General features: G+C 32.6%; 15 protein-coding genes. 5 read left to right on the top strand and 10 right to left on the bottom strand.

Going from position 1 to position 15,486, the window contains the following annotated elements; all coding sequences use genetic code 11:
• Nucleotides 1-30 precede the first annotated feature (30 nt).
• The 7 genes from QZU90_RS07620 to hisA form a co-directional block, all read right to left on the bottom strand.
• Nucleotides 31-1,272, bottom strand: a complete 1,242-nt coding sequence (locus QZU90_RS07620) for a GMC family oxidoreductase N-terminal domain-containing protein (protein ID WP_296856474.1) — start codon at nt 1,270-1,272, stop codon at nt 31-33.
• Between the two features lie 276 nt (nt 1,273-1,548).
• Nucleotides 1,549-2,772, bottom strand: a complete 1,224-nt coding sequence (locus QZU90_RS07615) for a preprotein translocase subunit SecD (RefSeq protein WP_296856472.1) — start codon at nt 2,770-2,772, stop codon at nt 1,549-1,551.
• A 2-nt stretch (nt 2,773-2,774) separates the two neighbouring features.
• Nucleotides 2,775-3,920: a protein translocase subunit SecF gene (locus tag QZU90_RS07610; protein ID WP_363142480.1), complete on the bottom strand. Its 1,146-nt coding sequence runs from the start codon at nt 3,918-3,920 to the stop codon at nt 2,775-2,777.
• 257 nt (nt 3,921-4,177) lie between these two features.
• The gene (locus tag QZU90_RS07605) at nt 4,178-4,666 is read right to left on the bottom strand and encodes a flavodoxin (RefSeq protein WP_296856470.1); all 489 of its coding nucleotides are present in this window, start codon (nt 4,664-4,666) and stop codon (nt 4,178-4,180) included.
• A 104-nt stretch (nt 4,667-4,770) separates the two neighbouring features.
• The gene (gene argC / locus QZU90_RS07600; protein WP_296856468.1) at nt 4,771-5,787 is read right to left on the bottom strand and encodes an N-acetyl-gamma-glutamyl-phosphate reductase; all 1,017 of its coding nucleotides are present in this window, start codon (nt 5,785-5,787) and stop codon (nt 4,771-4,773) included.
• A 74-nt stretch (nt 5,788-5,861) separates the two neighbouring features.
• Complete coding sequence (locus QZU90_RS07595) at nt 5,862-6,332, bottom strand: FAD synthase (RefSeq protein ID WP_295606266.1); 471 nt, start codon at nt 6,330-6,332, stop codon at nt 5,862-5,864.
• A 93-nt stretch (nt 6,333-6,425) separates the two neighbouring features.
• Nucleotides 6,426-7,166, bottom strand: a complete 741-nt coding sequence (hisA, locus tag QZU90_RS07590) for a 1-(5-phosphoribosyl)-5-[(5-phosphoribosylamino)methylideneamino]imidazole-4-carboxamide isomerase (protein WP_296856466.1) — start codon at nt 7,164-7,166, stop codon at nt 6,426-6,428.
• Between the two features lie 415 nt (nt 7,167-7,581).
• Here hisA and QZU90_RS07585 point away from each other — a divergent pair, with 415 nt between their 5' ends.
• Together QZU90_RS07585 and QZU90_RS07580 are read left to right on the top strand one after the other, a co-directional pair.
• Nucleotides 7,582-8,562, top strand: coding sequence for an ABC transporter ATP-binding protein (locus QZU90_RS07585; protein ID WP_296856464.1), 981 nt, complete (start codon nt 7,582-7,584; stop codon nt 8,560-8,562).
• Between the two features lie 57 nt (nt 8,563-8,619).
• The gene (locus tag QZU90_RS07580) at nt 8,620-9,345 is read left to right on the top strand and encodes an ABC transporter permease (RefSeq protein ID WP_295606275.1); all 726 of its coding nucleotides are present in this window, start codon (nt 8,620-8,622) and stop codon (nt 9,343-9,345) included.
• A gap of 189 nt (nt 9,346-9,534) precedes the next feature.
• On the opposite strand, the gene nudC is transcribed toward QZU90_RS07580, so the two are convergent.
• Entirely contained in the window at nt 9,535-10,437 is a 903-nt protein-coding gene (gene nudC / locus QZU90_RS07575; protein WP_295606278.1) for an NAD(+) diphosphatase, read from the bottom strand.
• A 179-nt stretch (nt 10,438-10,616) separates the two neighbouring features.
• Here nudC and truA point away from each other — a divergent pair, with 179 nt between their 5' ends.
• Nucleotides 10,617-11,501: a tRNA pseudouridine(38-40) synthase TruA gene (gene truA, locus QZU90_RS07570; protein ID WP_295606281.1), complete on the top strand. Its 885-nt coding sequence runs from the start codon at nt 10,617-10,619 to the stop codon at nt 11,499-11,501.
• A gap of 122 nt (nt 11,502-11,623) precedes the next feature.
• On the opposite strand, the gene QZU90_RS07565 is transcribed toward truA, so the two are convergent.
• Together QZU90_RS07565 and QZU90_RS07560 are read right to left on the bottom strand one after the other, a co-directional pair.
• On the bottom strand, nt 11,624-11,827 hold the full coding sequence (locus QZU90_RS07565; RefSeq protein WP_295606284.1) for a DUF4870 domain-containing protein: 204 nt from the start codon (nt 11,825-11,827) through the stop codon (nt 11,624-11,626).
• Between the two features lie 162 nt (nt 11,828-11,989).
• The gene (locus QZU90_RS07560) at nt 11,990-12,667 is read right to left on the bottom strand and encodes a DUF447 domain-containing protein (RefSeq protein WP_295606286.1); all 678 of its coding nucleotides are present in this window, start codon (nt 12,665-12,667) and stop codon (nt 11,990-11,992) included.
• A gap of 253 nt (nt 12,668-12,920) precedes the next feature.
• Here QZU90_RS07560 and wecB point away from each other — a divergent pair, with 253 nt between their 5' ends.
• A complete protein-coding gene (gene wecB, locus QZU90_RS07555; protein WP_296856461.1) occupies nt 12,921-14,252 on the top strand; it encodes a non-hydrolyzing UDP-N-acetylglucosamine 2-epimerase in 1,332 nt (443 codons plus the stop codon).
• 9 nt (nt 14,253-14,261) lie between these two features.
• Nucleotides 14,262-15,437 carry an ATP-grasp domain-containing protein gene (locus tag QZU90_RS07550; RefSeq protein ID WP_295606292.1) on the top strand — a complete coding sequence of 392 codons (1,176 nt, stop codon included), beginning with the start codon at nt 14,262-14,264 and terminating at the stop codon, nt 15,435-15,437.
• Nucleotides 15,438-15,486 lie beyond the last annotated feature (49 nt).

The following is a 15,486-nucleotide window of genomic DNA, read 5'->3' as shown; positions in this document are numbered from 1 at the left end:
TTTATCATTAATTTCTATTTTTTAAAGAAGTTAAATAACTTCTTCAATTAAATGATTAGCTAATCTTAATGCTAATGCTAAAATCAATAATATAGGTGGTTTTCCTGGAGACATTGGGATTACACTTGCATCTCCGACATACAAACCGTCTATTTCTGTTTTTAAGTTATTGTCAACGACATCTCCAATAGCTGCAGTTCCTCCAGGATGAGCTCCTCTAAATATTGTTGAAGTCATGGTTGTTGGATCGACACCTGCCTTTTCAAGTATTGAACCTGCTGCAGCACAGCCTTGAGCCAATCTTCGGATGTCATCAATTGTATTGAATTTGAATACGTTTCCATCTGCATCAACAGTACCTACCATATCGTCTTCAACTTTAACCATAATGCTTAAGATATCCTTATCTTCAACTTCAGGGTTTGATTCCTTGATGTATTTAGCAATAAATGATGAGAAATGAGGTGCAAGGATGTATTCCTTTCCTATTGCAAGCCCATTCATCTGAACTTCGCTATTGAAATTAATATCCTTTAAATATCCTCCAACACTTACAAATGGGTCAAAGAAGAGTTTATTTCCTGCATCAATTCCTGATTTCTGAAGGATCACTGCACTGTCAACTGCTCCTGCACAGAGGATTACCAAGTCAGAGTTGATATTTTGCTTGATATTGTCCTTGATGTATTCTACTCCTGTGATTTTCTTATCTGAAAAGATAACTTTTGTGACTTCAGCATCTGTAATTAGTTCTGCACCATTTTCGATTGCTATATCTACAAAGTCTTTTCCACTCCATTTTGCATCTCTTGGACAACCGAATGAGCATTTTCCACAAGGCTTGCAATCCTCATCCCTTATGAATTTAGGCATTCTGTTTGCTTCAAATCCTAATTCATTTGCACAGTCTATGAAAGCTTGAGTTCCCTTACCGATATGTTCATCATCCATTTGATGAATTCCTACTAACTCTTCGATTTTGTCATATTCAGCAGATATGTCTATTCCAAGTTCCTTGAATTCATCTTCAAGAATCCTTACGCCATTTCCTGCAGCTACAATTGTGGATCCTCCAATACAAGTTGTCTTCAATAAGTCGACACTGTTTGTATTTTTCAAACGCTTATCGTAGTATTTCATGTCATAATATTCAAATGAATCTTTGCTTTTTATGTATGGTCCTCTTTCTATAATTGTTACAGGAATATTTGCTTTTGCAAGTTCCATAGCTATTAATGAACCTCCTGCACCAGTACCTATGACTATAACCATTTTTTATCTCCGTTGTTTTTTATTAATATATTTGTTTTATCATTTAATTAATTATTTATTAAATTTAAAACTAGTTTAATCCCTTCATATTAATATTTATTTTTATATTATAAATACTTAACAATTGTTATATTTTTATAAATGATTTTTTATGGAAATTTTAGAAATGGAATAATAGAATAAAAAAAATAATTGGATAATAGAAAAATAGAAAAAAAGAAAGAATAATAAAAATTATTCTTTTTCATAATGTTTTTTTTTAATTTTAAATCTTGCTTAAGATACAAAGATTTCAATAAATTTAGCATAAGCTGGTCTTGTGATGAATACACCAATTAAAACCCCTATGATTGTAGTGAATGCGAAACCTGCGATGGTACCGATACCACTGCTTCCTCTTGCAAATCCAACATATGCAAGTGGTAACATTGCAGCTATTAATGTTCCTGCAGATGCGAAGATAATGAATAATGCATTTTTAACGTTCATTTGGGTTCTAGTTCTTCTATGTCTTGTGTTTTCACTGTCGTGGTGCAATACCTCATCTGTAATGATGATCTGGTCGTCTACCCCAGTACCTACAGATGCGATTAAACCAGCGATTGCTGCAAGGTCTATATTCCAATGGATAATGGAAGCAACACCTAAGATAATTATTATCTCAGAAATTGTTGTAATTAAAATTGGGATTGCCAAGAATGCTCTTCTGTATCTAATGTATACAACCAATGCAATACCAAGTATGGCTAATAATCCTGCAATCAAAGCTCCTTGTGCAAATTGCTGACCTAATTCAGGTGAAACTGTATTGGAACCGATAGTGTGAATCTTTACAGGAAGTGAACCTGTTTTTAAAACAGTATAAACTGTATTGGATTCCTCTTTTGCAGTTTCAACGTCTGCTGCGCTGCCTGTAACTTCAACTTCCGCTACAGGTTCTCCACCAGCTAATTCTCCAGAGAGTTGTGGTGGATGGTCATCAATTTGCTTTCCATCCAGATACATCACTACTTCATGACCACCTTTTCCTTTAGCAAGTTCTGCAAATTTTTTAGCCCCTTCTGTTGTAAGTGTAAATGGCACATGCCACTCTCCACTATCTCCAACAACCGGTGCTTCAACTGAAGCCACATCGCTACCTGTAAGGACAGTCACATTATCAATTTTTGCTTCAAAGATACCTGGATTTCCAATCAGCCGCTCTACCTCTTCCGGTGTCTTTCCAGCCATTTCAACTATAACCATCTGGTCTCCGCTGGACCTTACCTTTACATCACTTACACCATAAAGGTTAAGCCTTTTATCTAAAACAGAGGTTACAACTTTCATTGTACTCTCATTAACTGGATGTTCAAGTTGCAATTGGATGGATGATCCACCTTTCAAGTCAAGACCTTGCTCTACACCTAAAAGAGCAATGCTTCCAATACTGATCAATAGGAATAATAAGAGGATAATTACTTGTCTGTCTTTAAAGAATTTAGATAAATCGCTTGCCATAATTATTTGCCTCCTTTTCCTTTTTTCTTTTTAGCCTTACGCTTATTGCCTTTAGCTTTTTGTTTTTTATTGGACTTCTTTTTTGGAGATTTTTCTGATTTCGGAACATTTTCGGAAGATTCTTCCATATTGTCTATTTTTTCCAATTCCTCTTGGATTTTAGACATCACTTCATCATCTTCAACTTCAGTTTTTCTCTTAAGTTTATCTTTAAGACTTAATTTGGATTCTTTTTCTGAGGTTTTATCTTTAGATTCAGAAGATTTATTCTTGCTTGAAGATGAACTTACATTGTATTTCTCTTGTTTTTTAGATTGTCTCCAATCAATGTAAGTCTTAAGAATTCCTAAGTTCATTAACCAAGTGGAAAGAATATCTCCAATCAATCCGATTACTAAAACTGCAGAAATATTGCTTAATGTAGTTGCTTCAGGCATGAGTATCTTGGTTACCACGAATAGGATTCCCATTGCAGCTATTGCCGCAAAGGACATGGTTAAACCGGTATACATAGCATTTTTAGCACGCTCTTCCACAGTTCCTTCTCTTCTTTTCAAAAGTCTGGTTGTAAGAAGAATATCTGTATCTACGCTGTACCCAATAAGCATTAATAATGCACCTACAGATGCAATTGACAATGGAATCTTGAATATTGACATTCCTCCAAGCGCAATGAGTATATCACACAAAGCTGCGAGGATAATTGCAACAGATGGTACAGGTTCTCTAAATACAACAAACACGGTAATTGCCATAAACAGGAATGCAAAAATCATAGCAACATAAATTTGTCCCATAGCTTCTTCACTTAATACTGGACCAATTTCATTATAGCCGATTACCTTTGCCTTTCCATTTATGGCGCTTGTAAATGTACTTGAATTGATATTGTTTTCCAATTCCACAGTAACCTTATTGTTTCCATTATTTGTGACTTTTATATTGTTGGTGTTCAATTTGGCATCAAGTGTGTCTTCCAATTCACTTGGAGTTACAGAACCTAATAGCTGTAATTCCGCTTGTGAACCTCCTTTTAAGTCAACACCTTGTTCTAAGCCGTGAAAACCTATAAGAACTAATGATAAAAGTGCAAGAATAATAGGAATCGCAATTAAGATCTTGTGGTTTTCCATCATTTTCTCTAACATTTTTCTTTTGCACCTAAAATATTTAATTTTTGATTTAATGATTTAGTATAAAAATTATTTTAATGATTGTTTATTCATTAAAAATTATACATTAATAAATTTCTAATTTATAGTATTAAATAGTTTGCTTGATTAATATTTTAATATTTGATTTAATTAGAAAATTGATATCAAATTGTTAAACACAGCATAAGTTAGTTAAAAAGTTTAAAATAATATAAAATTTAAGAATAAGTAAAAAAAGTAAAAAGATAGATTTAGTATAATGCTAAATCTAAAGTCATAAATAATCTGTCAGTATCTCTTTGGAGTTGAGCAAGACTTTTGTCTTTAGTCTTTAAGCTGAATTGTTGAACTACCCTTGCACCTCTTGCCCTAACTTTCATTTCCATTTTTTCTAAAGCGGATTCCCCACCGGAAGTGTTAGTTGTGGTAAACAATACAATGTCTTTTCCACGTAAGTCGCATCTGTCAATCAATGTGATGATTGCAGGAGTTGGATTGTTTGCCCAAGTAGGTGTGCCTATGTAAATGGTATCATATTCTTCTAAATCAAGAGTAGGCGGATAGATCTCTGTCTTGCTTTCTCTGAATGCATCGATAGTTGAAGTAAATCTATTTCTGATTCCATCACGTTTCTTCATATCCTTGATTTGACAGATATCGCACCTTAAATTAATTGCAAGTGTTTCTGCAACTACTTTTGTTTTTCCTCCATCTGAATAGTATAAAATTATTCTTTCCATAGTTTTTCCTCTTGAACTATTTTATAAAAAATAATCTATTTAAATATTTGCATGATTGTCAAATATTCAAATTCAGACTATTTTCAAGTTTTTTCAAAATTTTATTATGGATGCATTCCAAAGAAGTCCAAACCGGTTTTCTCATCAAATCCGCACATGATGTTCATGTTGTGAACAGCTTGTCCAGATGCTCCTTTAACTAAGTTGTCAATCGCTGAAATGATGACCAATCTGCCGGTTTCATCTATTTCAAAGCAACCGATTTGAGCATAGTTTGATCCTCTTACACTGCTTAAGCGTGGAATTTCTCCATCTTCCAAGATTTGGATGAATGGTTCCCCTTTATAGGTTTCCTTATAGATGTCTAACACTTCTTCACTGGTGACATCTGCACCATCAACTAAGAAACAATGGTTAGTTGTAAGTATTCCTCTGATTACTGGCACCAAATGAGGTGTGAAGGAAACTTTGACATCTGAAAATGCACCAAGTTCCTGTTGGATCTCAGGCATGTGTCTATGTTGGGTTACTTTATAAGGATTTACATTGTCTCCAATGTTTGGATAATGGGTTGATGCAGCAGGATTTACTCCAGCACCGCTTACTCCAGTTTTGGAATCGAAGATCATTCTATCTGCAAGTTTAGCTTTTGACAATGGGTATCCTGATAGGATAGCGCCAGTTACAAAGCATCCAGGGTTAGCAAGCAATGTTGCCTTTTTGATTTCTTCTCTGTGGATTTCAGGAAGTCCGAAAACCCCTTTCAAGTCAGAAGTATGTTCAATTCCATACCATTTTTCATAAACGTCAATGTCATTGAATCTGTAATCTCCACTTAAGTCAATGACTTTAGCTCCAGTATCGAGTAAATCTGGCACGATTTTCATTGAAGCTCCATGTGGAGTTGCTGTAAATATGATGTCTGCATCCAATTCGCTTGGCTTTTTGTTTCTAAATACTAAATCAGTCCCTCTAATATGTGGGTGAACTTTATGAACTGGAGTTCCTTCAAACTGTCTTGAAGTTATATCCACGATTTCAACTTCTGGATGAGCAGAAAGAAGTCTGATTAATTCTCCTCCAGTATATCCGCTTCCACCTACAATTGCTACACTTACCATTTTTACACCTTGATTTTATTGTTTTTTGTTTTAAGTAATTATCAATTTAATTATTATCAATAATTTTTTTATTATCAGTCATCGTTGATTACATTGCTGCAATCCAAGTTTTTCTCTTCCAATTCAGAGTGCTTGATTCTATTGATTATCTTACAGGTACTGTCGAGATCTCCTGTTCTGTACTCTTTAACCCTTTTAGCTACAGCTTTGATTCCTCTTTTATCCAGTTGTTCCTGAAGCTTTGCAATGTCATGATTTTGGTCAGAACCGATAGCTATTATGTCAGGTTGAATTTCCTCTACAATCTTGAACATATCTCCATCATAACCAATGTACGCTTCATCAACGGGCTTGAGATATTTGATCATTTCTAATCTTTGATTCTCATCAATAACAGGAATTCTCTTTTTCTTCTTAACAGTTGAATCTCTTGCTATTACAACTACAAGGACTGCATCTTCTCCACCTAATTCCTTTGCTTTTTCAAGATACAATCCATGCCCTGGATGCAATAAGTCAAATGCTCCTGTTGCCATTACTTTCATATTTTGTCTCCATTTTAAAATATAATATTTTATAAGAATAAAAATTTTTTAGTTATTTCTTTTAATTTTATAATTTAATTCTAATTTTTAGATTTATTTTATATCTTGGTATTCCAAAGCATCAACAAGATTTATTTTGTCTTTGTATAATGCAGAACCGATTACAACTCCCTTTGCACCGGTTGTTTGGAGTTGCTTTAGGTCATCCAAGCTTGTAACGCCTCCAGAGTATACAACTGGAATGTCTACAGAGTTTACAAGGTCTATGACAGGATCCACATAGAATCCACCAAGCAATCCTTCCACATCAACATTTGTAAACAATATGCTTCCTGCACCAAGATTTTGGAATTCTTTGCTTATTTCAGTTGCAGACTTGTCTATCTTTTCCTGCCAACCTTTTATGACAACCTTGTTGTCTTTGCTGTCAAGGGAAATCATTACCCTTTCACTGCCATATTCATCAGATAGTTTAGTTATTGTTTCTGGGTTCTTGATTCCCATGGTTCCAATAATCAATCTATCAATATCAAGGTTGAGCAACTCTTCTGCATATTCAATGCTTCTTATGCCCCCTCCAAGTTGAATGGGAACGCTTACTTCATCAAGCACTTTCTTAATTGTTTCAATGTTTGTTGTGCTTTCAAGTGCACCGTCAAGGTCAATAACATGAACAACTTCTGCACCTAAATCTTCCCATTTTCTAGCAACCTTTTCAGGATTTTCAATAATTACCTGTTCGGTTCCAGGTTCCCCTTGCACTAACTGTACGCATTTTCCATTCTTAATGTCTACAGCAGGCATAATTAGCATTTTATTATCTTGAAATGACATTTTGATTCCTTTTTAAATCTTTGAATTTATAATTTGAATTATTAACAATTATAATATTATAATATATTCACTTTATATTATTAATTTATTTCTTATTTTATACTTTTCTCATATGGAATTTAGTTCTTCTTTTTCAATAATCTCATAAAGTTTGTGCTGATTTTAACAAAACATTTATATATGATGTAAAATAATTATTACATATGTAATGTATTTTTTACAAAAGTAAATAATTTTTGACAAAAGTAAAAAATTAATTACATATTTCTAATTTCCTCCTTTGATTATTTTGTGCACATAATATTCAAATAAATTTAGAAAAAATTATTTCTTCAATTATAAAAAGTTTGAAAAAATTCATTTAAAATTATTGTTTATTATAATTTATTATTATTTTATTATCAAAGGTGATATGATGACTGATTATGTTATTGAAACAACTAACTTATCCAAAAGGTATTCAGAAAACTTAGTTGTGAATTCCATAGATGTGCATGTGGAAAAGGGAAAGATCTATGGCCTTTTAGGTAAGAATGGGGCTGGAAAAACCACAACCATGTGTATGCTTCTAAACCTTGTGCATCCAAGTGGCGGGGAGATTCTTCTCTTTGGGAAAGATCCTAAAAGATATGCAAGAGATGTTTATTCTAACATAGGTTCAATTATAGAGACTCCTGGATTCTATGAGAATTTAACCGCTTATGAAAATTTAGAAATCATTGCTCGGCTTCGAGGAAACTATAATCCTCTAAATGTCAAGATGGTTTTGGAGATGGTTAATTTGGACCATGAAAAGAGCAAGCAATTCAAGGATTTTTCATTGGGAATGAAACAGCGCTTAGGAATAGCAGCTGCAATTATGCATAATCCTGAATTGTTGATTCTTGATGAACCTATTAATGGCCTTGATCCATTTGGAATTAAGGAAATCAGAGATTTACTTAAAAAGCTATCTTGTGATTATGGTGTGACAATCCTGATTTCAAGCCATATCCTAAGTGAAATAGAAAACATTGCTGATGTAATTGGATTTATGGATAATGGCGTGTTAATAGATGAGATAAGTCGAGAAGAGCTTCACAATAGATTAAACAAATTCGTTGAATTTGAGGTTTCAGACATTGATCTTGCAATTGACCTCATGAATAAAACAGGAATGAAGGAAAATGTAGATTATTGCTTTAAACGTAATTTAAGCGAATATATTGATGATTTGGATTCTAATAAAAACAGTGATGGGGTGATTATTGGCGGTACCATTCATTTGCTTTCCAATTTGGATTTAAGGGATGAGTTCAATAGCTTGTTTGTAAGTTCTGGAATCAAAGTCAGAAAAGTGAATCTATGTGAAGAGAACTTGGAAGAGTTCTTTACAAGAATAATTTCCAACACTTAGAAAATTTAATCTTATATGTTATTCTTAATTTATTATTTTTATTAATAAGGTGATTAGATGCTTACTTTTATAAAAATGGAATTTTTAAAGCTAAAGAGATCAAAGATATTCTTATTGAGCATACTTATGGCAGCATTGCCTTCAGTTTTAATGTTCATTGCAACATTTGCTTTTGATGAAACACAAAGCTTTGATGCTTTATTCTCCACTGTGAATATGTATATGTCTGCATTGTTTGCAATTCTTTTGTTTTCAATAATAATTTCCTACCTTTTTGGAAGGGAATACAATGAACATACATTAAAGACTATGCTGACTGTTCCAATATCCAGAGGAAAATTCTTGATTTCCAAATATGTCATGTTCCTAATTTGGATTTTAATCTTAACAGTGGTGACAAGCATATCAACTCTTGCATTTGGTTTTGTAGCAGGACTTAGTGGATTTTCATTGCAGCTATTCATTAATAGTTTTGCAGAATTGCTATTTGCAAATGTATTGTTGTTCCTGACATTTTCCCCATTTGTGTTCATTTCATTGTTCATTACAAATATGGTTCCTGCAATGGTTGGTGGTGCAACATTGACTTTAGTTAATCTATTGGTTCATGGTCAAAGTTGGGCTCCATATGTCCCTTGGGCATGTCCTTATCTGATTTCATCAGGGGAGATAGCAGACTATAGCGTAAGTATGATGATTCCATATGGTGTAATCTTAGCTACTTTCATAATTGGAATAACTGTTTCATATATTTACTTTACAAAAAAAGATGTTCCTCTTTAAATTAATTAATTTAATTAAATTGTTTAAATAAATTAAACGCCTCATAACTAAAAAAGATGTTATTCTCTCAACCTCTTAAATTTTAAAACATCTTTTTTAGTTTTCTTTTTTTAAGATTTTAATTTAAAATAAGTAAATTTTAGATTTCATGAAATTACATGAAATCAAAAAATGAATTAAAATGGTTCTTCAGTAATTTTCCTTGAAATTCTTTAGTAATCTGGAAAATATTGAAATATTTGATGGCGGTTGCTCTATTTCCTCTTTTTTAAACCATTTCGCTTTGGTGATTTCATTTTCATCTACCTTGATTTCACCAGACTTGTATTTGCAGATGCAACCGATCATCAAGGAGTTTGGGAATGGCCAGGATTGGCTTCCGAAGTATTGGACATCCTCAACTTCAATTCCAACTTCTTCCATAACCTCTCTTTTGACAGCTTCCTCAACGCTTTCTCCAGCTTCCAAGAATCCTGCAATCAAAGCATATCTTGGATATTCATGGTATGAGTGTCTTGCCATCAAAATCTTTTTGGTTGGATTTCCATTTTCATCAAGGTCTTCATCATCTTCTTTGATGATAGTGGTAATTATTGCAGGGCAAATCCTTGTAAAGCTTGTAAATCCACATTCAGGGCATACTTTAGCCATTTCCACATCAGATGTAACTGTCTTTGCACCGCATCTTCCACAATATTGGTGGTTGTTTTCCCAATCGATGATTTGAATGGCTCTTCCACTAAGATAATAGGTTTCTTCGTTAATGTCAAAAACTTCATAAAGATTGATGAATTTTAAATTGATCTCTTCATTCTCTTCCTTAAAAGCTTCAATGTCAAAGTCTTCAGCGAGTTCAACTGCATAAGCGTCCTTAAGGTAAAATTCTCCAAAGTAAATGCAGTTTTTAACATCCTCTTCATGGATGTCAATTTCATTCAAGTCCTTGAGTAATGGAAGTTGATTGTCAATCAATAGAAGATTTCTGTCACTGAATATGAAATAAAATTTTTTTTCAGTATCTTTAGCTTTAAGACCTATTTTATAATTATCATATAAGCTTAGTGATTCCTTTGTATCGTGTTGTGTTTTCATATTTTATAATATGTTATTTTAGTTTATATTTTTAATTATTGAGACTCGATTTTTTTTAACAAATAGCTAAATATTTATATTTTTAATAAAAAAATTAATAATAAAATTATAATACAAATTGTATTAGTAATTAAAATTGTTATAAAAGTATACTCAAAATTATTATTTTTGTGATTGTTATGAAACGAACTGCTTTAAAGATTGCTTACATTGGAACTCACTTTCATGGATTTCAAAGACAGCCTGATGTAAGAACCGTTGAAGAGGAATTGATTTATCATCTTAGAAAATTGGGATACATTGATGATTTAAAGGCTTCAAGGTTCAGGATAGCTGGAAGAACAGATGCTGGAGTTCACAGTCTAGGAAATGTAATAAGCTTTCAAAGCGAGAAGGAGGTTCGTGTCAATCAGATAAACAACAGCTTGCCCGAGGATATTCAGATAATTGCTTGGGCACCGGTTAGATTTGGATTCAAGCCAAGATATGCCCAAATGCGCTGGTATCGTTACATCCTTTTTGAAGAGGATTTGGATATTGATCTCTTAAGGCAGACTGCAGAGGTATTTAAGGGAACTCATAACTTCACTAATTTTACAAAAAGAAAGCAGAAGACAACTGAAAGAACAATTGAAGATATCAAAATATCCTGCCCAACAATAAATGAGGATGATAAGAATAAGAACAATAATTTTGCTCATTTAAATAAAACGTATAGCCCTATTTTTGTAGACATTTATGGTGAAAGCTTCTTATGGAATATGGTCCGTAAGATGATGAGAGTTTTCCTGGATGTAAACTATGGAAAGCTAACTCTTGATGATGTAAGAGGATTGCTGGATCCTGAAGAAGATGAACCAAGAGCATACATCAAGGTTGTAGAGCCTGAAAATCTAATTTTAATGGACATTGAATATGATGGAATAAGATTCAGATATGATGACTATGCATGCGAGAGATTCAGAAGATATCTGGTAGATAATCTCTTTGATTTGCAAAAGACCTATTCCGTTAGTGAATCCATGCTAAAAAGTTTAGAAAGTTTAACTGATAGTGAAAAATAGATTTTTATTTTATTTTTTATTATTTTAAAAAGATTATAAAAATAGAAATTTCTTATTAATTAAAGTGGATTAATTAATAAGAAAATATTGAAAAAATTTTTTAATTTAAATTAAGGTGTGTTTTAACTCAACAAACCTACTAAAATAGCGCTTAAAGCCCAAACAACTATTGCAACGATTATAATGTATTTTGCATGTTTTTGGTAGAATGGGTCTTCTTTTTTTACAAAGTATAATACTACTCCTGCAATTAAACCTAATAAAGGTATGAATATAGCAAGAAGATATCCAACAATTACAATTACTTTATCTATTGTTTCAGCCATTTCACATCCTCCATAATTTTTAAAGAATAATTTACATTATCCTTTGTTAATAATATTTTTTTAGAAACCAATATATTAAATTTTTTATTTTTTATCATTTTTTTAGCTATTTTTATTAATTTTTTCTGAATTATATTCATTTTTTAAAAAATTTGTTAGATATTATTCTAAATAAATATGATTCTCTTTTAATTTATCTATGATAAGTTTCATGGATTTCTTTTCCTTTTCATTTCCAACTTTTTGACAGACTCTATTAAGCTCTTTCATGTGAGTCCAAATGATATCCTGTTTATCCTTATATTTATGGTCAAATCTGCAGTAATAAACCAAGCTTTCTATAACGGCATTCATAGCTCTGTTTAAAGGAACAATCTCGTTATTATCACTAATGTAAATGTCTTCCACTTCACAAGTCACTACATTTCCAATTCCATTGTTGTAGTCATTCTCTCTTTTCTTCTCTATTGTCTTTACAACATGAGCCTTAAAGAATCCTAATGAGTCCTTTATCATAGGGAATTCATTGAACTCTCCAAAATACTCTTCTTCCAGTTCTCCAAGAGTAGAATAAGTAAAAATAAGTGGGTCTTTTGTAATGTTCACAATCAATTCCCCATTTTCCATAATGTTTAGATGGGTGTGAACACAATTGTCCAAATGAATGACAACATGATTTGAATCCTTGCAGATAACTCCTATTGGGGCAGCATTTTTAACTTGGTCATTACTTTGCGTGGTGACAATTGTTTCATAGAGCTGTCCCTTAAACATGTTTAATGATTCTAAATTTTCTGCCTTTTTATAGTGTTTATTGTTTATGATCAGTTCTTGGTTCATATTTGCCCTCAATAATTATTTAAACATTTTAATTATATATTTTTTATTTTTTCATTTTTTATTTTTCCAATATGAATTAAATTAATATTTTTTAAAGGAAACTGCTATCACTTAAAGATATTTATTAAAAATTAATTAAACTATATATTATTTAAAGAACATAACTTTATATAATATAAATTAATAAAGAATTTTTCAAAACCAAATAATCGATTTTAATTAAATTATCAACTAACTTATAGGATGTTTAAAAATGAAAATAGCTATTGTACTTGGAACAAGGCCTGAAATAATCAAAATGGCTTCCGTCATGGATGAGATTGAAAAGAGAGGCCATCAATTGCTTTTGATTCACACTGGTCAGCACTATGACAAGGAAATGTCTGAAAATTTCTTCATTGACTTGAAATTGCCTACCCCTAACTATAACATTCATGTTGGATCAGGTTCACATGGAAAGCAGACTGGCAAAATGATGGAAGGTATTGAAGAGGTTCTCTTAGATGAAAAACCTGATATCCTGCTTGTACAGGGAGATACAAATGCAGTGCTTGCAGGTACACTTGTTGCAAGCAAATTGCACATTCCAGTAGGTCATGTGGAAGCGGGGCTTCGTTCTTTTGATGAGACTATGCCCGAAGAAATCAACAGGCTTGCTGCAGACATATGTTCCAAACTATACTTTGTTCCAACTGAAGAGTCTGCAATTAACCTTGCTATGGAAGGAATTTCAAGAAAAAGAATATTCATTACTGGAAATACTGTAGTGGATGCATGTTTCAGAAACCTTGAAATATCCAAAAGCAGAAAAATAGAGGAATACGATGAGGGTCTCGCTGAACTTGATATTGACAATATGGAAAACATCCTTACCCTAACAATGCATAGGGCAGAGACAGTTGATGATAAGGAAAGACTAACAAATATCATAGAAGCTTTGGAGGAACTTGATGACATGAACATCATCTTCCCAATTCATCCAAGAACCAAGAAGACAATGGAGAACTTCGGCTTGTTTGATAGATTAAATGACCTCAAACATGTTCATATCATAAAACCAGTCGGTTATCTTGACTTCCTTCTTCTCATTTCAAAATCCACAATTATCCTAACAGATTCTGGAGGACTTCAAGAGGAAGCGATCACTCTTGATGTACCTGCACTTACCTTAAGGTACAATACTGAAAGGCCTGAAACCGTAACTGCAGGTGGAAACATCCTTGTAGGTTCCGATAAGGAAGTCATACTTGAAAATGCAAGAAGAATTTTGGATGATGAAGAGTTTGCAAATAAGATGAAATCCGCTAAAAACCCATATGGAATGGGAAATGCAGCAGAGCTAATGATTAAAATCATAGAAGATGCAGATAAAAATGATAACTTAAAAATGGAAGCTCCTGATGAAGTGATGTCAAGCTTTACAAGAAAGATGAAAGTCATTGATGAGGCTATAAGTGTGAATGAGTTTGAGAAAAACAACAATTCATTGATTAAGATTGCTTTTGACGGTGAAGAAATTAAATTCCCTTATGATGATTTGAATTTAAATGGATTAACAATTATCTATGAGGATTATGCTAATTAAGGTGGCAATATGCTTAATTTAAAAGATGTGAATGATGATTCAATATTGGTGTTTGAATACTTTACTGCTTCTGGCGTAGAAGATTTATCAATAGTTTCAGAAGCTGTAGAGTTGATAAGATCACTTGTAACTGATTTGAAGGATGAGGACATTTTTGTTTTGCTTGCAAAACAGTTTGAAAACATCTTTGATGACTTTGACTTTGATATAAAAACTGTAGTTATTGAAGAAGCTCTTGACGATTGGATTGAAAGGGAAGCTTATGTATTTGATAGGGCAATGTTCATTGCTGCTGAAAATGACAATAACCTATACAATTTAACTAAATTGCTTGAATCCAAGGATATAAAGGTTTACGGCAGTGACCATTTTGCTGTGAACCTTGCATCTGACAAATATGAAACCTTTGATTATTTGGCGAATAGGATTCCTCAGCCAATGACATATAATATTCTCTTGAACAAGAAAACCTATTGGAAAAGGGCTATTCAAATCTTCTTTGACACCATCAATGGGGATTATGGTGATGGAAGCAATGACAATGCAGTTCCTATAATGCAAAAGCCTAAAGACATTCCAGTGTTGGATAATTCAGATAGGGATGTAGTTAAAGAGAACAAGCTCATTGCAAAGCCACGTTTTGGTGTGGATTGTGATGATATCAAGATAATTGCATCTAAAAGGGATATTGATGACTTGGAGGAAATTTATGGTGAAGGTTCCAGATTCATCGTTCAGCCATACATTGAAGGTGACGTTTGCAGTGTCTGTCTAATCAGTGATGGCAAGGAAGCTCTTCCTATAAGCTTGAATAAGCAAATCGTTGAAATCGATGAAAATGGTGGAGAATATCTTGGAGGATATGTTCCTTATGAGCATCCCCTTAAGGATAAGGTCTTTGATTATGCAAAAAAGGCATGTGAATATGTTCCAGGTCTAAAAGGTTTTATAGGAATTGATTTTATAATTGAAGATGATTACATTTATCTTTTGGAGATAAACTCCAGATTCACAACTTCCTATGTGGGACTTCAAAAAATCATAAACATCAATATTGCTAAAACAATCATTGATTTGATTGATAAAAAGATAGGTGTTGAAAATATTGGCGAAATAACTTATAGTTCTAAAGCAAGCTTCTATAAGAATGATGATGGAATTTTAGAAATAAAATTGGAAAAATAAATAATGAAAATAATAATGAAAATTAGTTTTCAAATATTATGAATTTTAG

It is taken from the genome of uncultured Methanobrevibacter sp. (genome assembly GCF_902784195.1).
Taxonomy (GTDB): domain Archaea; phylum Methanobacteriota; class Methanobacteria; order Methanobacteriales; family Methanobacteriaceae; genus Methanobrevibacter.
This window is presented reverse-complemented; position numbering and strand designations above follow the sequence as displayed.